20 protein-coding genes and 1 tRNA gene are annotated in these 20650 nt (G+C 67.2%); 14 read left to right on the forward strand and 7 right to left on the reverse strand.

Translation table 11 applies throughout. The annotated features are described in order from the left end of the window. The first annotated feature begins 24 nt into the window (after positions 1-24). From IG196_RS05375 to IG196_RS05395, 5 genes are all read left to right on the forward strand, one after another. Positions 25-1317 (forward strand): replication-associated recombination protein A, encoded by a 1293-nt coding sequence (locus IG196_RS05375; RefSeq protein WP_192195313.1) that lies wholly within the window; start codon positions 25-27, stop codon positions 1315-1317. Between the two features lie 240 nt (positions 1318-1557). After that, positions 1558-2487 carry a branched-chain amino acid ABC transporter permease gene (locus IG196_RS05380; RefSeq protein WP_056572297.1) on the forward strand — a complete coding sequence of 310 codons (930 nt, stop codon included), beginning with the start codon at positions 1558-1560 and terminating at the stop codon, positions 2485-2487. 13 nt (positions 2488-2500) lie between these two features. After that, on the forward strand, positions 2501-3709 hold the full coding sequence (locus tag IG196_RS05385) for a branched-chain amino acid ABC transporter permease (RefSeq protein WP_192195314.1): 1209 nt from the start codon (positions 2501-2503) through the stop codon (positions 3707-3709). A gap of 17 nt (positions 3710-3726) precedes the next feature. Beyond that, the gene (locus IG196_RS05390; protein ID WP_101493176.1) at positions 3727-4500 is read left to right on the forward strand and encodes an ABC transporter ATP-binding protein; all 774 of its coding nucleotides are present in this window, start codon (positions 3727-3729) and stop codon (positions 4498-4500) included. 1 nt (position 4501) lies between these two features. Beyond that, positions 4502-5275: an ABC transporter ATP-binding protein gene (locus tag IG196_RS05395; RefSeq protein WP_225616932.1), complete on the forward strand. Its 774-nt coding sequence runs from the start codon at positions 4502-4504 to the stop codon at positions 5273-5275. A 59-nt stretch (positions 5276-5334) separates the two neighbouring features. Here IG196_RS05395 and IG196_RS05400 read toward each other — a convergent pair whose 3' ends face one another. Next, complete coding sequence (locus tag IG196_RS05400; RefSeq protein WP_056572291.1) at positions 5335-5793, reverse strand: (2Fe-2S)-binding protein; 459 nt, start codon at positions 5791-5793, stop codon at positions 5335-5337. 11 nt (positions 5794-5804) lie between these two features. Continuing rightward, positions 5805-8000, reverse strand: coding sequence for a xanthine dehydrogenase family protein molybdopterin-binding subunit (locus IG196_RS05405; protein WP_192195315.1), 2196 nt, complete (start codon positions 7998-8000; stop codon positions 5805-5807). 156 nt (positions 8001-8156) lie between these two features. Here IG196_RS05405 and IG196_RS05410 point away from each other — a divergent pair, with 156 nt between their 5' ends. Beyond that, entirely contained in the window at positions 8157-8933 is a 777-nt protein-coding gene (locus IG196_RS05410; protein WP_192195316.1) for a Crp/Fnr family transcriptional regulator, read from the forward strand. Here IG196_RS05410 and IG196_RS05415 read toward each other — a convergent pair. Together IG196_RS05415 and IG196_RS05420 are read right to left on the reverse strand one after the other, a co-directional pair. Next, positions 8905-9882 (reverse strand): Bug family tripartite tricarboxylate transporter substrate binding protein, encoded by a 978-nt coding sequence (locus tag IG196_RS05415; protein ID WP_192195317.1) that lies wholly within the window; start codon positions 9880-9882, stop codon positions 8905-8907. The two genes, IG196_RS05410 and IG196_RS05415, sit on opposite strands and share 29 nt — an antisense overlap. A 47-nt stretch (positions 9883-9929) precedes the next feature. Further along, on the reverse strand, positions 9930-10994 hold the full coding sequence (locus IG196_RS05420) for a CDP-6-deoxy-delta-3,4-glucoseen reductase (protein ID WP_192195318.1): 1065 nt from the start codon (positions 10992-10994) through the stop codon (positions 9930-9932). A gap of 73 nt (positions 10995-11067) precedes the next feature. On the opposite strand from IG196_RS05420, the gene IG196_RS05425 reads away from it, so the two are divergent. From IG196_RS05425 to IG196_RS05435, 3 genes are all read left to right on the forward strand, one after another. Further along, complete coding sequence (locus tag IG196_RS05425) at positions 11068-12003, forward strand: NAD-dependent epimerase/dehydratase family protein (RefSeq protein ID WP_192195319.1); 936 nt, start codon at positions 11068-11070, stop codon at positions 12001-12003. A 13-nt stretch (positions 12004-12016) separates the two neighbouring features. Continuing rightward, positions 12017-12439, forward strand: coding sequence for a RidA family protein (locus IG196_RS05430; protein ID WP_192195320.1), 423 nt, complete (start codon positions 12017-12019; stop codon positions 12437-12439). A gap of 95 nt (positions 12440-12534) precedes the next feature. Continuing rightward, complete coding sequence (locus IG196_RS05435; protein ID WP_192195321.1) at positions 12535-12984, forward strand: GAF domain-containing protein; 450 nt, start codon at positions 12535-12537, stop codon at positions 12982-12984. A 103-nt stretch (positions 12985-13087) separates the two neighbouring features. Here the strand turns inward: IG196_RS05435 and IG196_RS05440 are convergent. Further along, a tRNA-Leu gene (locus IG196_RS05440) sits at positions 13088-13172 on the reverse strand. Positions 13173-13213: 41 nt separating this feature from the next. Here IG196_RS05440 and cysM point away from each other — a divergent pair. From cysM to IG196_RS05455, 3 genes are all read left to right on the forward strand, one after another. Further along, positions 13214-14116: a cysteine synthase CysM gene (cysM, locus tag IG196_RS05445; RefSeq protein WP_099795456.1), complete on the forward strand. Its 903-nt coding sequence runs from the start codon at positions 13214-13216 to the stop codon at positions 14114-14116. Between the two features lie 69 nt (positions 14117-14185). Beyond that, complete coding sequence (locus tag IG196_RS05450; RefSeq protein ID WP_192195322.1) at positions 14186-14761, forward strand: NUDIX domain-containing protein; 576 nt, start codon at positions 14186-14188, stop codon at positions 14759-14761. Beyond that, on the forward strand, positions 14751-14978 hold the full coding sequence (locus tag IG196_RS05455) for a sulfurtransferase TusA family protein (RefSeq protein WP_099795458.1): 228 nt from the start codon (positions 14751-14753) through the stop codon (positions 14976-14978). Before IG196_RS05450 ends, IG196_RS05455 begins: the two co-directional genes overlap by 11 nt. A gap of 65 nt (positions 14979-15043) precedes the next feature. On the opposite strand, the gene galU is transcribed toward IG196_RS05455, so the two are convergent. After that, entirely contained in the window at positions 15044-15937 is an 894-nt protein-coding gene (galU, locus tag IG196_RS05460) for a UTP--glucose-1-phosphate uridylyltransferase GalU (protein WP_192195323.1), read from the reverse strand. Between the two features lie 101 nt (positions 15938-16038). Next, positions 16039-18909 carry a valine--tRNA ligase gene (locus tag IG196_RS05465; protein ID WP_192195324.1) on the reverse strand — a complete coding sequence of 957 codons (2871 nt, stop codon included), beginning with the start codon at positions 18907-18909 and terminating at the stop codon, positions 16039-16041. Positions 18910-19014: 105 nt separating this feature from the next. Between IG196_RS05465 and yaaA the strand changes: the two genes are divergently transcribed. Together yaaA and IG196_RS05475 are read left to right on the forward strand one after the other, a co-directional pair. Continuing rightward, a complete protein-coding gene (yaaA, locus tag IG196_RS05470) occupies positions 19015-19797 on the forward strand; it encodes a peroxide stress protein YaaA (protein WP_099795461.1) in 783 nt (260 codons plus the stop codon). Then, positions 19797-20645 (forward strand): 2OG-Fe(II) oxygenase, encoded by an 849-nt coding sequence (locus IG196_RS05475; protein WP_192195325.1) that lies wholly within the window; start codon positions 19797-19799, stop codon positions 20643-20645. The genes yaaA and IG196_RS05475 overlap by 1 nt, the downstream gene beginning before the upstream one ends. Positions 20646-20650: the final 5 nt, after the last annotated feature.

Below are 20650 nucleotides of genomic sequence, written 5' to 3' on the forward strand. Positions count from 1 at the left end.
TCACCAGCAGACGGTAGTTTCGGTTTGGCCACGCGCTCCCACCAGCCCCTCGCCGAGCGCCTGCGTCCCAAGACGCTCGGCGACGTGATCGGCCAGCAGCACCTGCTCGGTCCGGGCATGTCGCTGCGCATCGCCTTCGAGTCGGGCCAGCCGCACTCCTGCATCCTCTGGGGCCCGCCGGGCACCGGCAAGACCACCATCGCGCGGCTCATGGCCGACGCGTTCGATGCGCAGTTCCTGAGCATCAGCGCGGTGCTGGGCGGCGTGAAGGACATCCGCGAGGCGGTCGAGCAGGCCACGGTGGCGCGCGACGGGCTCACGCAGCAGCGCACGATCGTCTTCGTGGACGAGGTGCACCGCTTCAACAAGAGCCAGCAGGACGCGTTCCTGCCGCACGTCGAGTCGGGCCTGTTCACCTTCATCGGCGCGACCACCGAGAACCCGTCGTTCGAAGTCAATTCGGCCTTGCTGTCGCGGGCGGCGGTGTATGTGCTGCAGTCGCTCAACGAAGGCGACCTGAAGCAGATCGTCACCCGGGCGCAATCGATCCAGGCGGTTCCGGCCATCGACGAGGCGGCCATCGACCGCCTGGTCGCCTACGCGGACGGCGACGCGCGCCGCCTGCTCAATACCCTCGAGACGCTGGCCGTTGCGGCGGGTGCCGAAAAGCTCACGAACATCACCGACGAGTGGCTGCTGCGTGTGCTCGGTGAGCGCATGCGCCGCTACGACAAGGGCGGCGAGCAGTTCTACGACACCATCAGCGCGCTGCACAAATCGGTGCGCGGCAGCGACCCCGATGCCGCCCTGTATTGGTTCGTTCGCATGCTCGACGGCGGCGCCGACCCGCGCTACATGGCGCGTCGCCTCGTGCGCATGGCCAGCGAAGACATCGGCCTGGCCGACCCGCGCGCGCTGCGCCTGGCGCTCGACGCGGCCGAGGTCTACGAGCGACTGGGTACCCCCGAAGGCGAGTTGGCACTGGCCGAATGCGTGGTCTACCTGGCCATCGCGCCCAAGTCGAACGCGGTCTACAAGGCCTACAACGCGGTGCGCGCGCTGGTAAAGAAGGACAGCACGCGCCCGGTGCCGATGCACCTGCGCAATGCGCCGACGAAGCTCATGAAGGAGCTCGACTACGGCAAGGGGTACCGCTACGCGCACGACGAGGAGGGCGGTTTTGCCGCCGGTGAGCGCTACCTGCCCGAGGGCCTGGAAGGCCAGGTCTTCTACGAACCGGTCGAGCGCGGGCTCGAAATCCGTATCTCAGAAAAGCTGCGCGAACTGCGCCGCCGCAACGCTGAAAAAGACGATTGATACTGTCTTGCAACATGCGCTCACGCCGCGCATGACCTCACCCACATACAGCATGAGGTGAGCGGGTAAACCCCGGTCATCCCGCCCCAAAACAGCGCCGGGGCATGTCTAAAATCCCGCCCACCAAACCTACCGACGGCACATGTTGGCTGGTTTTTTGCTTGTCAAGCCAGAGGCGCCAAACCGGTGCCTCGGTAGGTGAATGGCACCCGCAAGGTGCAACACATAGGGAATCGCGTTATGGAAATATTGCTGCAGCAGATCATCAACGGTCTGGTTCTCGGCAGCATGTATGCCTTGATAGCCTTGGGCTACACCATGGTGTACGGCATCATCAATCTGATCAATTTTGCGCACGGTGAAGTGCTGATGGTGGGGGCGCTCACAAGCTGGACCATCATCGGGCTCATGAAGGACGGCATGCCCAACACACCGGGCTGGCTGATTCTTCTCGTCGCGTTGATCATTGCCTGCGTCGTCGCGGCAAGCCTCAACTTCGTGATCGAAAAAGTGGCCTACCGGCCGCTGCGCAACAGCCCCAAGCTCGCACCGCTCATCACCGCCATCGGCGTGTCGATCCTGCTGCAGACGCTGGCCATGATCATCTGGAAGCCGACCAACAAGGCCTACCCCAACCTGCTGCCGACCGACCCCATCCACGTGGGCGGCGCCGTGATCTCGCCGACGCAGGTCATGATCCTCAGCGTCACGGCGTTCTCGCTCGTGGTGCTGATGTGGCTGGTCAACTACACCAAGCTCGGCCGCGCGATGCGCGCCACCGCCGAGAACCCGCGCGTCGCGGCGCTCATGGGCATCCGGCCCGACATGGTCATCTCGGCCACCTTCATCATCGGCGCCGTGCTCGCGGCCATCGCCGGCGTGATGTACGCCTCCAACTACGGCATCGCGCAACACGCGATGGGCTTCCTGCCCGGCCTCAAGGCCTTCACGGCGGCCGTGTTCGGCGGCATCGGCAACCTGGCCGGCGCGGTGGTCGGCGGCATTTTGCTGGGCCTCATCGAGGCCATCGGCTCCGGCTACATCGGCACCCTCACGGGGGGCGTGCTGGGCAGCAACTACAGCGACATCTTCGCTTTCATCGTGCTGATCGTGATGCTCACGCTGCGGCCTTCGGGCTTGCTCGGCGAGCGCGTGGCGGACCGGGCCTGAGGAGCAGCACACCATGAAAAACAGCAAGAACCTCGCGCTCTACATCCTCGGCGTGGTCGCCGTGCTGGCGCTGCCGATCCTGTTGCAGACCCAAGGCAATGCCTGGGTGCGCATCGCCGACATCGCATTGCTCTACGTGATGCTCGCGCTCGGCCTGAACATCGTGGTCGGCTATGCCGGCCTGCTCGACCTGGGCTACGTGGCCTTCTTTGCGGTCGGCGCGTACCTCTACGCGCTGATGGGCTCGTCGCACCTCTCGGACACCTTCCCGTGGTTCAAGGCGATGTTCCCGAACGGGCTGCACACCTCGCTCCTGATCGTGGTTCCGCTCGCCCTGGTGGTGGCCGGGGTGCTCGGCGCGATGCTGGGGGCGCCCACGCTGAAGCTGCGCGGCGACTACCTCGCAATCGTCACGCTCGGCTTCGGTGAAATCATCCGGGTGTTCCTGAACAACCTCGACCAGCCGATCAACATCACCAACGGGCCGAAGGGCATCACGGCGATCGACTCCATCAAGTTCTGGGGCCTCGACCTCGGCAAGGCGTGGAAGTTCGACGGCTTCACGATCTCCTCGGTCACGCTGTACTACTACCTGTTCCTGGCGCTGGTGGTGGCCACCATCATCATTTCGCACCGGCTGCAGATCTCGCGCATCGGCCGCGCCTGGATGGCCATCCGCGAAGACGAAATCGCAGCCAAGGCGATGGGCATCAACACCCGCAACATGAAGCTGCTGGCCTTCGGCATGGGCGCCAGCTTCGGCGGCGTGTCGGGCGCGATGTTCGCGGCCTTCCAGGGCTTCGTGTCGCCCGAGTCCTTCAGCCTGATGGAGTCGGTGATGATCGTCGCCATGGTCGTGCTGGGCGGCCTCGGGCACCTGCCCGGCGTCATCCTGGGCGCCGTGCTGCTGGCCGCGCTGCCCGAAGTGCTGCGCTACGTGGCGGGCCCGCTGCAGGCGCTGACCGATGGCCGCCTCGACGCGTCCATCCTGCGCCAGCTGTTCATCGCGCTGGCCATGATCATCATCATGCTGATGCGTCCGCGCGGCCTGTGGCCTTCGCCGGAGCACGGCAAGACGCTGACGAAGAAGGGCGGCGTGCCTGTCGATCCGACCCATGCGGCCGTGGCGCCCGGAACGCTCCAGACCCACGCACCGGGCATCGACAGCCCCGCTGACGAAGTGCCGGGTGCGGCATCGCGTCCCATGTCCATCAATCCGTGAGCCCAGGAAACACAGACATGACGACAGACACCATCCTCGAAGTTCGCGGCATCTCCAAGCGTTTCGGCGGGCTGCAGGCCCTCTCCGACGTGGGCATCACCATCAAGCGCGGGCAGGTCTACGGCCTGATCGGGCCGAACGGCGCCGGCAAGACGACCTTCTTCAACGTGATCACCGGGCTGTACACGCCCGACAGCGGCACCTTCGAGCTGGCCGGCAAGCCCTACCAGCCGACGGCCGTGCACGAAGTGGCCAAGGCCGGCATTGCACGCACCTTCCAGAACATCCGCCTCTTCGCCGAAATGACGGCGCTCGAGAACGTGATGGTCGGGCGCCACATCCGCACGCACTCGGGCGTGTTCGGCGCGATGCTGCGCACCAAGGGCTTCAAGGCCGAAGAAGCGGCCATCGCCAAGCGCGCACAAGAGCTGCTCGACTACGTGGGCATCGGCAAGTTCGCCGACTACAAGGCGCGCACGCTGAGCTACGGCGACCAGCGCCGCCTCGAAATTGCCCGCGCACTGGCCACCGACCCCCAGCTCATCGCACTGGACGAACCGGCCGCCGGCATGAACTCGACCGAGAAGGTCCTGCTGCGCGAACTGATCGACCGCATCCGCAAGGACAACCGCACCATCCTGATCATCGAACACGACGTCAAGCTCATCATGGGCCTGTGCGACCGCGTCACCGTGCTCGACTACGGCAAGCAGATTGCCGAGGGCAACCCGGTCGAGGTACAGAAGAACGAAAAGGTGATCGAGGCCTACCTCGGCACCGGAGGACATTGAGATGAGCACCGCAGAAGCAACGATGGCAACCACGACGGCAGCGGCCGCCGCCAAGGCCGCAGGCAAGAACCTGCTCAAGGTTCGCGGCCTGAAGGTCGGCTACGGCGGCATCCAGGCCGTGAAGGGCGTGGACTTCGACGTGTTCGAGGGCGAGCTGGTCTCGCTCATCGGCTCCAACGGCGCCGGCAAGACCACCACCATGAAGGCCATCACCGGCACGCTGCCGGCCGGCGCGGGCGAGATCGAGTTCATGGGCCGCAGCATCAAGGGCCGCGGCGCGTGGGACCTGGTGGGCGAGGGCCTCGTGATGGTGCCCGAGGGCCGCGGCGTGTTCACGCGCATGACGATCACCGAGAACCTGCAGATCGGCGCCTACATCCGCAACGACAAGGCCGAGATCGCGAGCGACATGGAGCGCGTGTTCGTGACCTTCCCGCGCCTGCGCGAGCGCAAGGACCAATTGGCCGGCACGATGTCGGGCGGCGAACAGCAGATGCTGGCCATGGGCCGCGCACTCATGGCGCGCCCGAAGGTGCTGCTGCTCGACGAACCCACCATGGGCCTGTCGCCGATCATGTGCGACAAGATCTTCGAGGTGGTGCAGACCGTGGCCTCGCAGGGCGTCACGATCCTGCTGGTGGAGCAGAACGCCAACCGCGCACTGCAACTGGCCGACCGTGGCTACGTGATGGAGTCGGGCCTCATCACGATGAACGGCGACGCCAAGGAACTGCTGCGCGATCCGCGCGTGCGCGCCGCCTACCTCGGCGAGTAAGCACCAGCCAGCGCCGACCGGCCAGCACCGCAGCGCGCGGTGGCTGGCCGTTTTTACGTCTATCCCATCATCGCGGCGGCGGCCTTGATCGCCTCGCGGATGCGGCCGTAGGTGCCGCAGCGGCACACGTTCTCGATGGCGTCGATGTCGGCATCCGTCGGGGTGCGGGTGCGGCGCAGCAGGTCGACCGCGGCCATGATCTGCCCCGGCTGGCAGAAGCCGCACTGCGGCACATCGAGGTTCATCCAGGCCTGCTGCACCGGGTGCAGCGTGTTGCCGTTGGCCAGGCCCTCGATGGTCGTCACCTGGCGGCCGCGCACGTCGGACACGCGCACCGAGCAGGTCGTCACGGCCTTGCCGTCGACGTGGCAGGTGCAGGCCTTGCACACGTTGATGCCGCAGCCGTACTTCGGGCCGGTGATGCCGAGCTTGTCACGCAGCACCCACAGCAGCGCCAGGTCGTCGGGCGCCTCGACGTCGACGTTCTGGCCGTTCACCTTGAAAGATTGCACAGGCATGGTGGGTCTCCTCAGGCGGGAATCGGAACGTTGACGGGCGTGGGCAGCTTGCCCGGCGGGATCGGCGTGAAGTCGACCGGAAAGTTCAGCGGGAAGCTGCGCGGCTTGATGCCGGTGGCGCGCCCGTAGGCGTTGGCGATCGCACCCGAGCTCGCCGACAGGCCGACCTCGCCAAGCCCGCCGATGGCCTCGCCGTTGGCCGGCATGATGATGATCTTCACGTCCTTCGGGTAGTGCTTCATGCGCGAGAAGTGGTACTGCGAGTAGCTGCCTTCCAGCGGCAGGCCGTTCTGGATGTGCAGCCCCGCCGACAGCACCAGCGCGATCGATTCGCACAGGCCGCCCTGCAGCTGCGCCTCGATGCCCGAGGGGTTGATCGGCGTGCCGACATCGATGGCGATGGTCGCGCGCACCACGCGGGCCTGCGCCGGCACGCGCGCGTCGATCTCGACGATGCAGGCCGTGAACGACTTCGACTCCTGGTGCACGGCCACGCCCTGCGCAAAGCCCGCCGGCATCGCCTTGCCCCACTGCGCGGCCTCTGCCACCGCCTTCAGCACCGCACGGGCGCGCGGCAGGCGCAGGTACTCGAGCCGGAAGGCGATCGGGTCCTTGCGCGCGGCGCGGGCCATTTCGTCGACCAGGATCTCTTCCACCAGCCGCGCGGGCTGGATGTGCACCGAGCGGTAGGAGCAGGTGTTCATGTCCATCGCCACCGGCGTCAGCAGCTTGGTCGTGACGCCGAAGTTGTACGGCGAGGTCACCATCGTCTTGAACATCACCTGCTCGATCGCGAAGTTGCCCACCGTCTGCGGGAAGGCATTGGGCAGCGCGATGGCGGCGGCTTCGAGCATGTTGCCGAAGCCGTGGCGCGTGTCCAGGCGCACGCTGGCGATGCGCTGCTCGAAGGCGATGACCTGGCCCAGCAGCATCGTGGCGCGCGCCTTCTGGTAGATCGGCGGGCGGATGCGCGTGTGGCGCATGTCGTCGGTGCGGTGGTACATCAGGCGGCAGGGGCGTCCGAGCGCCTTCGACACCTGGATCGCCTGCAGCACCGGGTCCCAGAACAGGCGCCGCCCGAAGGAACCGCCCGAGGGCACCGCATGCACGACGACCTTGTTCAGCGGCAGGCCCAGTTCGGCGGCCACCGCCTGCTGGGTGACGATGGGGCTCTGCAGCCCGGCCCAGATTTCGGCGCGATCAGCGCGCACGTCGGCAATCGCGCATTCGACCTCCATCGGGCAGTGCGCGGCCGGCGCGAACTCGAACTCGGCCTCGACCGTCAGCGCGCCCAGCGGCGGCAGCGCAAAGGGCAGCAGCGACGACTTCAGCTTGCGCATGATGGTGGCGTTCGATTCGCCGTCGAGTGGGCCCGCGGCCCAGGTCACGTCGAGCGCGTTCACCGCGGCCCAGGCCTGGCCGAAGGTCTCGGCCATCACGGCCACGCCCGGCGGCGTCGGCGTGATGCCGTTGGTCGACGGAATCGGCACCACGCCGATCACGCCCGGCATCGCCATCACCGTGTTCATGTTGTTGATGCCGACGAACTTGCCGTTGATGGTCGGCGGGCGCCGCACCATCGTCGGCTTGGCATTGGGCACCGCCTGGTCGAGCGTGAACTTCTTGCGGCCGGTGACGATGTCGAGCGCATCGAGCCGCGTCACGCGCTGGCCGACCACCGAAGGCGTGGAGCCCGAGAGCAGGCCGCCGAGGCCACCCAGCAGCGGCATGCCCGCGTGCATCGAGCGCACGCTCGACGAGCCGCCCGTGAGCTGGTTCCAGATCAGCTCGGGGCTCGCGTCGGCCGACGTGACTTCGATCGCGCTCAGCGGCAGGCGCAGCTTGTCGGCCAGCATCATGGCGCTGGCCGTGGCGATGCCCTGGCCCACTTCGAGGCGCGGCAGCGCGAGCCGCACGCGACCGTCGCCGGTGTTCGTCACCTTCACGAGCGCCATGGTCGGCAGCGCCGTGAGCGTGACCGCGTCGCCGATGTCGATCAGGTCGGTGGTGTCGGGCGGGGTCATCGGCAGCAGCGCGGCGACCGCCGAGGCGGGCGCCGTGAGGGCGCCGAGCCCCGCGATGCCGGCCGCCGCCGAGGCCAGCGGAGCGGCCGTGGCGTAGCCGAGCACATCGCGCCGGCGCAGGCCGTGCGCATCCCCGTCGTCCGGTCCGCGCGCGGGGCGCGGGTCCTTGTTCGAACGCTTCATCGTTGTCTCCTTGTTGTTTGGCGAACGCGAATGACTGTGGCACCATCGCCGCGCCGAAGATGTCGTTGCAACGACACTTCTTACGGTACCCCGCCGACCGGCGCCTGCGACGGATCGGCCGATGCGATGTCACGAGGGAAGACAGCAGGAGGCGCGATGTCGGACGCGTTGGAGAACATGCTCCGCGAGAGCTTGTGGGCGCGCGCGCTCACGGACGACGAACTCGATCGCGTCGTGCAGGAGTCGCACGAGCGCGTGGTCCCGGCCGGCGGCTTCGTCGTGCGACGCGGCGAGCCCGCTGATCACTGGATCGGCGTGATCGACGGCCTCATGAAGATGTCGGTGTCGCTGCCCGACGGGCGCGTGTCCACGTTCACAGGCGTGACCGCCGGCGGCTGGGGCGGCGAAGGCTCGCTGCTCACCCCCGGATGCTGGCGCTACGACGGCGTGGCGCTGCGGCCGACGCGCGTGGCCTGTGTGCCGCGACACAGCTTCGAGCGGCTGATGTCCACCAGCATCGACTTCAATCGGTTTCTGTTGTTACACATCAACGCGCGACTGAGCCTGTTCATCGGCCTCATGGAGTTCGATCGGCTGCTCGGTCCGGATGCGCGCGTGGCGCGTTGCCTGGCCAGCCTGTTCGACCCGATCCTCTACCCGCGCGCGACGCGTTTCGTGCGGCTGAGCCAGGACGAGATCGGCCTCTTGTCGGCGGTGTCGCGCCAGCGTGCCAACCGCGCGCTGCATGCGCTGCAGCGCGACGGCCTGTTGCGCATCGAACACGGTGGCGTGGAAGTGCTCGACCTCGCGGGCCTGCGCACGTACCAGAGCGGGGCGGCCGAAGCGGCGGTGGCCGTTGCGGCGGCCACCGACACAGAAGCGAGCGCGCCCCTGGACGACCTCGTCAGTCCACCTTCGCCCCGGTGGCCTTGACCACCTTCTCGTACTTGGCGAGCTCGCTCTTCATGAAGCTGCCGAACTGCTCGGACGAGTTGCCGACCGGCTCGGCCAGCATCGAGGCGAAGCGGGTCTTCGTTTCCGGCGCGTTCAGCGCGGCGACGAAGGCCTGATTGAGCTTCGCGACCACATCGGGCGGCGTGCCGGCCGGTGCGACCAGGCCCCACCACGTGTCGATCGAGAAGCCCTTGAGCGTGTCGGCCACGGGCGGCACGTCGGGCAGGGCGCTGCTGCGCTGGAGCGTCGTGACCGCAATTGCCTTCAGCTTGCCCGAGCGGATGTTCGGCGCGGCCGTGGCGAGGTTGTCGAAGTTGAAGTCGACCTGCCCCGACAGCAGCGCCAACTGCGCCGGGTTGCCGCCGTTGTACGGAATGTGCACCGCGAAGATGCCCGCTTCTTTCTTGAACAGTTCGCCCGCCAGGTGGCCGGCGCTGCCGTTGCCGCCGCTGGCGTAGTTGAGCTTAGCGGGGTTGGCCTTGGCATAGCGGATCAGGTCGGCCAGCGTGCGGATGTTCAGGCGGTTCGCCGTGTCGGCGTTCATCACCAGCACGTTGGGCACGCGCACCATCTGCGTGATGGGTGCGAAGTCGGTCGCGGCGTTGAACGGCATCTTGCTGTACAGCCACGGATTCACTGCGTTCGTGGCCGTGGCCGCGATGCCGATCGTGAGGCCGTCGGCCGGCGCCTTGGCGACGAAGTCGGCGCCGATGTTGCCGCCCGCGCCGGGCTTGTTGTCGATGATGACCGGGCCGCCCAGCGTGTCCTTCACCTGCTCGGCCAGGATGCGCGCCGTGTTGTCGATCGGGCCGCCGGCCGCGTAGGGCACGATGAGGCGGATCGGGCGGTGTTGCTGGGCTGCGGCGTGGCCGGTGCCGAGCACTGCGGCGCCGGCGATCAGGGTCAGGAGGAAGTGTCTCGTCTTCATGTTGTTCTACGTAACGTCTGCGGAAAGGAAAAGGGGAACGCGAAGGCTCAGGGCAGTGCCTTGTCGGCTTCGGTGGTGAACGCGTCGGCGAAGAACTCTTCTTCAGGCAGGCCGGCCAGCGCCACGTAATCGCGCTTGGCCGAGTCGACCACGATCGGCGCACCGCAGGCATACACCTGGTGGCCCGACAGGTCCGTGAAGTCTTCCAGCACCGCCTGGTGGACGAAGCCGGTGCGGCCGGTCCAGTTGTCTTCCGGCGTCGCGTTCGACACCACGGGCACGTAGCGCAGGTTCGGCATTTCGGCCAGCTGCGCGCGCAGCCAGGCGTCCATGTACAGGTCTTCGGGGCGGCGCCCGCCCCAGTAGAGCGTGGCGGGCCGCTCGATGCCCTTGAACTTCATGTGCTCGAGCAGCGCCTTGATCGGCGCGAAGCCCGTGCCCGAGGCCAGCAGGATCAGCGGCTTGTCGGAGTCCTCGCGCAGGAAGAAGCTGCCGAAGGGGCCTTCGATGCGCAGAATTTCCTTTTCCTTCATCGCGCCGAAGACGTGGTCGGTGAACTTGCCGCCCGGCAGGTGCCGCAGGTGAAGCTCCAGCCCCGTGCCGGGCACGGCCACCGTGTGCGGTGCATTGGCCATCGAATAGCTGCGGCGCGCGCCGTCGCGCAATATGAACTCCACGTACTGGCCCGCATAGAACTGCAGCGGCTCGCCGGCCGGCAGCTGCAGGCGCAGCAGGATCACGTCGTGCGACTGGCGCGTGAGCGCCATCACACGCACCGGCATCTTGCGGATCGGCAGCGCGCCGGCCTCGGTGACCTGGCGCGACTCGAGCACCACGTCGCTCGTCGGGTGGGCGCAGCAGGTCAGCACGTAGCCGGCCAGCTGCTCCTCGGCGCTCAGCGCCTTGCTCTGGTGCGGGCCGAGCGTGACCTCGCCCGACAGCTTCTTGCACTTGCAGGAACCGCAGGCGCCGTCCTTGCAGCCGTAGGGGAGGCCGATGCCCTGGCGGATGCCCGCGGCGAGGATCGTTTCGTCGCCCTGGACCACGAAGTGGCGCCCGCTGGGTTCGACGGTGATGGAAAAGCCCGCTTCGTGCGGCGCTGTAGCAGTCATCGGTATTCTTCGGGGGTGAACTTTCCCGGCTGCGTGCGGCCGGGACAACTGAAAAGAGACAGGAACCCGGATTTTGCCTTCAATCAATAGCCCCTCCGGCGCACTGCCGGCCCGGTTCCGGCGCGAGCGCCTGCTGATCGTCGGCTGCGGCGACGTCGGCCAACGCGTGGCGCGCGACCTGCGCGGGCGCATGCAGCTGGTGGCGCTCACGTCCTCCGCCGACCGTGTCGCAGCTCTGCGCGCGGCCGGCATCCGACCCCTGGTGGGCAATCTGGACGACAGCGCCGCCCTGCGCCGCTTGGCGGGCATCGCCACCCGCGTGCTGCACCTGGCGCCGCCCGCGCGCGATGGCGGGGCCGCCTGGTGGCGCGATCAGCGCACCGTGTCGCTGATGCAGGCGCTGCGGCTGCGCTCGCTGCCTTCGGCGCTGGTCTACGGCTCGACCAGCGGCGTGTACGGCGACTGCGGCGGCGCGCGCGTGAGCGAAACGCGCGGCGTGCGCCCCGACACCCCGCGCTCCCACCGGCGCGTCGATGCCGAGCGCGCCGTGCGCTGGTTCGGCCGCAGCACCGGCGTGCGCACCAGCATCCTGCGCATTCCGGGCATCTACGCCCCCGACCGCGAAAACGGCACCCCGCGCGGCCGCCTGGAGCGCGGCACGCCCGTGCTGCGCCGCGAGGACGACGTCTACACCAGCCACATCCACGCCGACGACCTTGCACGCGCCTGCACGGCGGCGCTGTTCCGCGGCAAACCCCAGCGCGTGGTGCATGCATCGGACGACACCGAGCTGCGCATGGGCGACTACTTCGACCTGGCCGCCGACCTCTACGGCATGCCCCGCCCGCCGCGCGTGGCGCGCGACGAAGCCGAGCGGCAATTGCCGCTGCAGCTGCTGAGCTTCATGGGCGAATCGCGCCGGCTCGACAACACGCGGCTCAAGCGCGAGCTGCGCGTGCGGCTGGCGCACCCGACGGTGCATACCGGGCTGCTGCCGGCAGAAGCCTGACAGGACGCACCCCGTGAGCAAACAGAGCGTCCGCATCCCCGACGGCCATCCGACCTTCGGCTCGACCGCCGTCTTCGACACCTTCAAGTACGCGCCCGGCGTCAAGGCCGGCGGCCTGCTGTTCGTGGCGGGGCAGGTCGGCCTGCGTGCCGACGGCAGCGTGCCCGAGAGCGCCTCGGAACAGGCCGACTGGGCCTTCCGGCGGCTGGGCGTCGTGCTCGAAAGCGCGGGGCTCGGTTTCGCCGACCTGGTGGAGATCGTGAGCTACCACGTCGACGTCGGCAGCGAACTCACGGGCTTTCGCGAAGTGAAGGACCGCTACATCACCGAGGATTTCCCGGCGTGGACCATCCTCGGCGTGGCCGCGCTGGCGCGGCCGGCGCTGCGGGTGGAGATTCGTGCGGTGGCGGCGTTGAGGACCGCGCAGGCAGACTGACGGAAGCGGGTGCCCGGGGCCGGCATCGCAGACCGGGCCGGGCGTACCATGGCGGGACGGGTGCCAGATCGAACCCGTCGAAGCGAACGAAACGTATGCCAAAAACAATTGAAACGTTGCTTGCCGATCAAGGCGCGCAGGCGGTCCTCGCCTACTTGAATGCGCGTGTGCCGCACCGGTACACCGGGATCTACAAGATCCGCTCCGACCTGGTCACGAGCCTCTATCTGCATGACAAGCAAGGCGAGCTGATCCCCGAAAACATTGCCGTCGTTCCCTTCGAGGCGAGCATCTGTCCCTTCGTGTTGCGTGACGGCTGGTTCCGGACCGACGACTCGAGTGCGGACGAACGCTTTGCAACGCATCCCGGGCGGGACTACACCATCAGCTACCACGGGGTTCCCTTGTTGAACCCCGCAGGCGCGGTCGCCGGGACCTTGTGCCACTTCAACTTCACGGCCATGCCGCTGCCGGACGACGAGTTCGAGCTGCTCCACCGGGCCGCCTTGTCGCTCCAGGTGAGGCTCGCCGGCGTTCTTGGCTAGGAAGGGCGCTGCCCGGCCCGAGAGGGCTCGAAGCAAAGAAAAACCCGCTGCGCCGATGAAGCGAGCGGGTTTCTTGATGTGGGGGTGAGACGCTGTCGTCTCATGGTGCCCGGGGCCGGAATCGAACCGGCACACCTTTCGGTGGGGGATTTTGAGTCCCCTGCGTCTACCAATTTCACCACCCGGGCACATCCGGAAGGAAGCCCAAAATTATGGCACAGTGGCTGGCATGAATTATCCGACGATCGAAGACGCCATCGGCAAGACCCCCCTGGTTGCCCTGCAACGCATCCACGCCGCGGAAAACGCCAAGCGCGGCAACGTGATTCTGGGGAAGCTCGAAGGCAACAACCCGGCGGGTTCGGTCAAGGACCGGCCGGCGCTGTCGATGATCAAGCGGGCCGAGGAACGCGGTGAAATCAAGCCCGGCGACACGCTGATCGAGGCCACCTCGGGCAACACCGGCATCGCGCTGGCGATGGCCGCCGCCATCAAGGGCTACCGCATGGTGTTGATCATGCCGGAGGACCTCTCCGTGGAACGCGCCCAGACCATGAAGGCCTTCGGCGCCGAACTCGTGCTCACGCCCAAGAGCGGCGGCATGGAATACGCGCGCGACCTGGCCGAGCAGATGGTCGGCCAAGGCAAGGGCCGCGTGCTCGACCAGTTCGCCAACCCCGACAACCCGCGCATCCACTACGAGACCACCGGCCCTGAGATCTGGACCGACACGCAAGGCAAGATCACCCACTTCGTGAGCGCCATGGGCACCACGGGCACGATCACCGGTGTCTCGCGCTACCTGAAGGAAAAGAACCCGGCGGTGCGCATCGTCGGTGCGCAGCCGGCCGAAGGCTCGCGCATTCCTGGCATCCGCAAGTGGCCCACTGAATACCTGCCGAAGATCTACGACCCGAGCTGCGTCGACGAAGAAATCAGCGTGACCCAGGACGACGCCGAGGAAATGTGCCGACGCCTGGCGCGCGAAGAGGGCATCTTCGGCGGCATCTCGGCAGCCGGCGCGCTGTGGGCGGCCATCGAGGTGTCGAAGAAGGTCGAGAACGCGACCATCGTCTTCGTCGTGTGCGACCGCGGCGACCGCTACCTGTCGACGGGCGTTTTTCCCGCCTGATTCCGTCATCCCGCTGCGGCGCCTTCATCGGGCGCGGCACGCCCGAGAAAAAAGAACAGAGACTTCCCCATGCCCCACCCCAAGTTTTGCCAAGCTTGTGCCACCCCGCTCGAATGGATCGCGTTGATGGAAGACGGCGGTCCCAAGGAGCGCCTGCGCTGCCCCAACTGCGGCCACACGCACTGGAACAACCCCACGCCCGTGCTCGCGGCCATCGTCGAGTACCGCGGCCAGGTGCTGCTGGCGCGCAATGCGGCCTGGCCGGGCAAGATGTTTGCGCTCATCACCGGCTTCATGGAAGCCGGCGAGACGCCCGAGGAAGGCATCGCGCGCGAGGTCAAGGAAGAGACCAACCTCGACGTGAGCGCCTCCAAGCTCGTCGGGGCCTACGACTTCCAGCGCATGAACCAAATCATCATCGCGTACCACGTGGTGGCCGAGGGCGAGGTGAAGCTCTCGCCCGAGCTGGTGGACTACCGCCTCTACGACCTGCCCGACCTGCGGTGCTGGCCCGCTGGCACCGGTTACGCGCTGGCCGACTGGCTGCGCACGCGCGGCCACGAGCCCGTGTTCTTCACCGCCGCGGAAAACGAAGAACGTCGCCGCGGCCTGAGCCTGCCGCCGGAGCCTGGCAATGCAAGTTGATCGCGAAATCGACACGCGCGGCCTCAACTGCCCGCTGCCGATCCTGAAGGCGAAAAAATCGCTCAACGACATGGCGAGCGGCCAGCTGCTGAAGGTGGTGTCGACCGACCCGGGCTCGGTGCGCGACTTCCAGGCCTTTGCGCGCCAGACCGGCAACGAGTTGATGGCGCAGGAGACCGTGGGCAGCGACTTCATCCATGTGCTGAAGCGGCGCTAGCGATCGGCGATCGACAAAAGGAAAGGGGCCTCACGGCCCCTTTTCGTTGGTGCTTCTGAGCGCCCTCAGAGCTTCAGGCTCTTGAGGTATTCGCGGAACTGCTCGCCCACTTCGGGGTGCGCCAGCGCCAGTTCCACCGAAGCCTGCAGGAAGCCTTCCTTGCTGCCGCAGTCGTAGCGGACGCCCTTGTACGAGTAGGCGTAGACCGATTCCTTCTTCATCAGCGCCGCGATGCCGTCGGTCAGCTGGATCTCGCCGCCCGCGCCCTTGGGCTGGTTGCGGATCTCGTCGAACACGCCGGGCGTGAGGATGTAGCGGCCGGCCACGCCCAGGCGCGAGGGCGCGTCTTCGGGCTTGGGCTTCTCGACCATGCGGTTGACCTTCACGAGGCCCTCTTCCACGGTCTCGCCGGCCACGATGCCGTAGCGCTTGACGTGTTCGAGCGGCACTTCCTGCACGGCCAGCACCGAGGCGCCCAGGCGTGCGAAGGCTTCGGTCATCTGCGCCAGTACGGGCTGACCGCCGACAGGGCCGACCATCAGGTCGTCGGCCAGCAGCACGGCGAAAGGCTCGTTGCCCACCAGGTGCTCGGCGCACAGCACGGCGTGGCCCAGGCCCAGCATGCGCGGCTGGCGCACGTACGAGCAGGTCATGTCGTCGGGCGACACCGAGCGGGCGATTTCGAGTAGCGCGTGCTTGCCGCTGGCTTCGAGCTGGCTTTCGAGCTCGTAGGCGGTGTCGTAGTGGTCTTCGATCGCACGCTTGTTGCGCCCGGTCACAAAAATCATGTCGCGGATGCCCGCGGCATAGGCTTCTTCGACGGCGTACTGGATCAGTGGCTTGTCGACAACCGGCAGCATTTCCTTCGGCTGCGCCTTGGTGGCGGGCAGAAAGCGGGTGCCGAAGCCTGCAACAGGGAATACGGCCTTGCGGATGCGTGTCGGGGAAGAAGTGGACATGGGCGGTTCAGTGTCGTTTCAAAGAGGAAAGAAGAGGGTTGGGAGAGGATGCAGCGCAAAGCCTGCATCCGCATCCTAAGCCCCCACTCTGGCCTCGTCTGTCAGCCGAGGCGTACAAGCTGGTCGCGCAGGCGCTCCAGCGTGGCGGTGAAATCGGCCAGGCGCGTGCGCTCCTGCTCGATCACGGCGGGCGGCGCCTTGGCCACGAAGGCCTCGTTGCCGAGCTTGCCGTGCACCTTGGCGATCTCGCCCTCGATGCGTGCAATTTCCTTGCCGATGCGCAGCTTCTCGGCCGCCTTGTCGATCTCCATGTGCAGGCACAGGCGCGTGGCGCCCACCACCGCCACGGGCGCTGCTTCGGCGGCGGCCTGCCACGAGGCCTCGTCGTCGAACACCTTCACTTCCTTGAGCTTGGCCAGCGCCTGCAGCACCGGGGCCGCGTCGCGCAGGAAGGCTGCGCCTTCGGCATCGTCGGCCACCGCGTACAGCGGCAGGCGCGTGGCGGGCGACACGTTCATCTCGCCGCGCAGCGTGCGGCAGGCGTCGACCAGCGCCTTCAGGCGCGCCACGTGCGCCTCGGCCGCTTCGTCGATCTTCTCGGGCTGGCTCTGCGGATAGGCCGCGATCATGATCGACGCGCCTTCACGGCCCGCGACCTTCGAGACCTTCTGCCAGAGCTCTTCGGTGATGAACGGAATGATCGGATGCGCCAGGCGCAGCAGCGCCTCGAGCACGCGGATCAGCGTGCGGCGCGTGGCGCGCTTTTGCGCGTCGTCGCCGGTCTGGATCTGCACCTTGGCAATCTCGAGGTACCAGTCGCAGAACTCGTCCCAGGCGAACTGGTAGATCGCGTTGGCGACGTTGTCCAGGCGGTATTCCTCGAAGCCCTTGGCCACTTCGGCCTCGACGCGCTGCAGCTGCGAGACGATCCAGAAGTCGGCGCGGCTGAACTTCAGGTAGCCGTGGGCCTTGCCGCCGACCTGGCAGTCTTCCTTGGTGTGTTCGAGCAGGCCGCAGTCCTGGCCTTCGCAGTTCATCAGCACGAAGCGCGTGGCGTTCCACAGCTTGTTGCAGAAGTTGCGATAGCCCTCGCAGCGCTTCGAGTCGAAGTTGATGCTGCGGCCCAGCGAAGCCAGCGAGGCAAACGTGAAGCGCAGCGCATCGGCGCCGAAGGCCGGAATGCCGTCCGGGAATTCCTTCTGCGTGTTCTTGCGCACCGCCGGTGCGGTCTCGGGCTTGCGCAGGCCCTGCGTGCGCTTGTCGAGCAGCTGGGGCAACTCGATGCCGTCGATCAGGTCGACCGGGTCGAGCACGTTGCCTTCCGACTTGCTCATCTTCTTGCCCTGGGCGTCGCGCACCAGGCCGTGGATGTACACGTCCTTGAACGGCACCGTGCCCATGAAGTGCTTGGTCATCATGATCATCCGGGCGACCCAGAAGAAGATGATGTCGTAGCCCGTGACGAGCACGGTCGAGGGCAGGTACAGCGCCAGGTCTTGCGTCTTCTCGGGCCAGCCCAGCGAAGAGAAGGGCACCAGCGCCGACGAGTACCAGGTGTCGAGCACGTCTTCGTCGCGGGTCAGTGTCTTGCCCGGTGCCTTGGCCTGCGCCTCGGCTTCGGTCTCGGCCACGTACACCGTGCCGTCTTCGTCGTACCAGGCAGGAATCTGGTGGCCCCACCAGAGCTGGCGCGAAATCGTCCAGTCCTGGATGTTCTCCATCCAGTGGTTGTAGGTGTTGACCCAGTTCTCGGGCACGAAGCGCACTTCGCCCGACTTCACGACGTCGATGGCCTTCTGCGCGATCGACTGGCCGTCGGCGCCGGGGCGCGTCATGGCCACGTACCACTGGTCGGTGAGCATCGGCTCGACCACGGCGCCCGAGCGTGCGCAGCGCGGCACCATGAGGCGGTGCTTCTTCACCTCGACCAGCAGGCCCAGTGCCTCGAGGTCGGCCACGACGGCCTTGCGCGCCACGAAGCGGTCCAGCCCACGGTATTTTTCAGGCGCGTTGTCGTTGATGGTCGCGTCGAGCGTCAGGATGCCGATCACCTCGAGCTTGTGGCGCTGGCCGACGGCGTAGTCGTTGTAGTCGTGCGCAGGCGTCACCTTGACCACGCCGGTGCCGAATTCCTTGTCGACGTAATCGTCGGCAATGATCGGAATCAACCGGTCCACCAGCGGCAGCTTCACGCGCTGGCCGATCAGGTGCTTGTAGCGCTCGTCTTCGGGGTGGACCATCACGGCCGTGTCGCCGAGCATGGTTTCGGGGCGCGTGGTGGCCACCGTGAGCGTGCCGCTGCCGTCTTCCAGCGGGTAGGCGATGTGCCAGAGCGAGCCGTCTTCTTCTTCGCTCTCGACTTCGAGGTCGCTCACCGAGGTCTTGAGCACCGGGTCCCAGTTGCCCAGGCGCTTGCCGCGGTAGATCAGGCCTTCTTCATAGAGCTTCACGAAGGTGTGCGTGACCACCTTGGACAGGTCGTCGTCCATCGTGAAGTACTCGCGGCTCCAGTCGACCGTGTCGCCCATGCGGCGCATCTGCTCGGTGATGGTGCTGCCCGACTTTTCCTTCCATTCCCACACGCGCGCCACGAAGTTCTTGCGGCCCAGGTCGTGGCGGCTGACCTTCTGCTCCTGCAGCTGGCGCTCCACCACGATCTGGGTGGCGATGCCCGCGTGGTCGGTGCCCGGCACCCACAGCGTATTGGCGCCCTTCATGCGGTGGTAGCGCGTGAGGCTGTCCATGATCGTCTGGTTGAACGCATGACCCATGTGCAGCGTGCCCGTCACGTTGGGCGGCGGCAGCTGGATCGCGAACGACTCGGCGCCTTCCTTGGGCTGCTGCGTGCCGCGGAAACCCGCCTTGGCGTAGCCGCGCTGCTCCCATTCCGGGCCCCAGTGCGCCTCGATGGCGGCGGGTTCGAACGATTTGGAGAGGCTCTCGAGGCCGGGCTGGGAGGTAGGTTCGCTCATGGGGAATGCAAAACGGCACCCTCGGGTGCCGTTGGTGACAGGGTGGGATTGCCCGGGATTTTACCGGCGTGGCCCGGGGTAACCCCAGCCCCACATAATCGACCGATGCTGTTCCTGCTTTCCCCCGCGAAGTCGCTCGACTACGACACCCCCGTCCCCTCCGAAACCCCCGCCACCCAGCCCCACTTCGAAGCCCCGCGCGGCCCCTCGGCCGAACTCATCAAGCTGCTGCGCGAGAAGTCGCCCCAGGACATCGCCGAGCTGATGCACCTGTCGGACAAGCTCTCGGCCCTCAACGTGGCCCGCTACGCCGCCTGGTCGTCCAAAAGCACCGAGAAGAACGCCCGCCAGGCCGCCTTTGCCTTCGATGGCGACGTCTACGGCGGCTTCGACGCCCGCAGCCTCACGCCGGCCCAGCTCGCCTGGGCCCAGGACCACGTCGGCATCCTGAGCGGCCTGTACGGCCTGCTGCGCCCGCTCGACCGCCTGCAGCCTTACCGGCTCGAAATGGGCACCGCGCTGGCCAACCGCCACGGCAAGGACCTGTACGCCTTCTGGGGCTCGCGCATCGCCGAGCATTTGAACGAACGCCTCGCGGCCGACCGCACGCCGGTCGTCATCAACGTCGCCTCGCAGGAGTACTTCAAGTCGGTCGACCAGAAAGTGCTCAAGGCGCGCGTGGTCGAATGCGTGTTCCAGGAGTGGAAGGGCGACAAGTACAAGATCGTGAGCTTCTTCGCCAAGCGCGCCCGCGGCCTGCTGGCGCGCTGGGCCGTGCTGCACCAGGCGGCCACGCCCAAGGCGCTGGAAAAATTCGATCTCGAGGGTTATGGTTTCGACGCAAACGTGTCGACAGCCGAAAGGCTGGTGTTCAGAAGGAAAGTCTGATGTCCCAAGCGATCAGTCCGGAATTGCGCGAATGGCTGGTGGCCCAGCTCGCGGCCGGCCATTCGGTGCCCGCACTGCGCATGTCGATGCGCGAGGCCGGCTGGCACGATTCGGCCACCGACGCGGCGCTGGCCCAGCTCGAGGCCGGTTTCCCCGAGGCCCAGGCCGAGGCGGCCCTGGCGCCGGCCCGCACCGAGATGCCCGGCCCCGACCTGGACGGCGCGCCGCTGTACATCGAGGCCGGCGACCGCCGCGTGCAGGTGCTGCAGACCGTGCGGCATCCGCGCGTCGTCGTGTTCGGCAACCTGCTGTCGGCCGAGGAATGCGAAGGCCTGATCGCCGCCGCCCGCGTGCGGCTGGCCCGTTCGCTCACCGTCGAGACCCGCACCGGCGGCGAGGTGCTCAACGTCGATCGCACCAGCGACGGCATGTTCTTCGAGCGCGGCGAGAACGAGATCGTCGCGCGCCTCGAACAGCGCCTGGCCATGCTGCTGCGCTGGCCGCTCGAATACGGCGAGGGCCTGCAGATCCTGCGCTACGCGCCCGGCGCGCAGTACCGCCCGCACTACGACTACTTCGACCCGCACGAGCCCGGCACGCCCACCATCCTCAAGCGCGGCGGCCAGCGCGTGGCCACGCTCGTGATGTACCTGCAGGAGCCCGAGCAGGGCGGTGCCACCACCTTCCCCGACATCGGGCTCGAAGTGGCCCCGGTGCGCGGCACCGGCGTGTTCTTCAGCTACGACCGGCCCGACCCGGCCACCCGCACGCTGCATGGCGGCGCGCCGGTGCTCGCGGGTGAGAAATGGGTCGCCACCAAGTGGCTGCGCGAGCGCGAATTCAAGTAGCAGCA

Origin of the sequence: Variovorax sp. 38R (assembly GCF_014843395.1) — a bacterium.
In the GTDB taxonomy this organism is placed as follows: Bacteria; Pseudomonadota; Gammaproteobacteria; order Burkholderiales; family Burkholderiaceae_C; genus Variovorax; species Variovorax paradoxus_H.

Bases quoted from the DNA above. Each gene is read 5' to 3' on its own strand.
- IG196_RS05435 (WP_192195321.1), top strand. From the start codon at position 12,535: ATGCCAAAAACAATTGAAACGTTGCTTGCCGATCAAGGCGCGCAGGCG.
- IG196_RS05395 (WP_225616932.1), top strand. From the start codon at position 4,502: ATGAGCACCGCAGAAGCAACGATGGCAACCACGACGGCAGCGGCCGCC.
- IG196_RS05415 (WP_192195317.1), bottom strand. From the start codon at position 9,882: ATGAAGACGAGACACTTCCTCCTGACCCTGATCGCCGGCGCCGCAGTG.
- cysM (WP_099795456.1), top strand. From the start codon at position 13,214: ATGAATTATCCGACGATCGAAGACGCCATCGGCAAGACCCCCCTGGTT.
- IG196_RS05385 (WP_192195314.1), top strand. From the start codon at position 2,501: ATGAAAAACAGCAAGAACCTCGCGCTCTACATCCTCGGCGTGGTCGCC.
- IG196_RS05410 (WP_192195316.1), top strand. From the start codon at position 8,157: ATGTCGGACGCGTTGGAGAACATGCTCCGCGAGAGCTTGTGGGCGCGC.
- IG196_RS05380 (WP_056572297.1), top strand. From the start codon at position 1,558: ATGGAAATATTGCTGCAGCAGATCATCAACGGTCTGGTTCTCGGCAGC.
- IG196_RS05475 (WP_192195325.1), top strand. From the start codon at position 19,797: ATGTCCCAAGCGATCAGTCCGGAATTGCGCGAATGGCTGGTGGCCCAG.
- IG196_RS05455 (WP_099795458.1), top strand. From the start codon at position 14,751: ATGCAAGTTGATCGCGAAATCGACACGCGCGGCCTCAACTGCCCGCTG.
- IG196_RS05420 (WP_192195318.1), bottom strand. From the start codon at position 10,994: ATGACTGCTACAGCGCCGCACGAAGCGGGCTTTTCCATCACCGTCGAA.
- IG196_RS05390 (WP_101493176.1), top strand. From the start codon at position 3,727: ATGACGACAGACACCATCCTCGAAGTTCGCGGCATCTCCAAGCGTTTC.
- IG196_RS05450 (WP_192195322.1), top strand. From the start codon at position 14,186: ATGCCCCACCCCAAGTTTTGCCAAGCTTGTGCCACCCCGCTCGAATGG.
- galU (WP_192195323.1), bottom strand. From the start codon at position 15,937: ATGTCCACTTCTTCCCCGACACGCATCCGCAAGGCCGTATTCCCTGTT.
- yaaA (WP_099795461.1), top strand. From the start codon at position 19,015: ATGCTGTTCCTGCTTTCCCCCGCGAAGTCGCTCGACTACGACACCCCC.
- IG196_RS05400 (WP_056572291.1), bottom strand. From the start codon at position 5,793: ATGCCTGTGCAATCTTTCAAGGTGAACGGCCAGAACGTCGACGTCGAG.
- IG196_RS05405 (WP_192195315.1), bottom strand. From the start codon at position 8,000: ATGAAGCGTTCGAACAAGGACCCGCGCCCCGCGCGCGGACCGGACGAC.
- IG196_RS05465 (WP_192195324.1), bottom strand. From the start codon at position 18,909: ATGAGCGAACCTACCTCCCAGCCCGGCCTCGAGAGCCTCTCCAAATCG.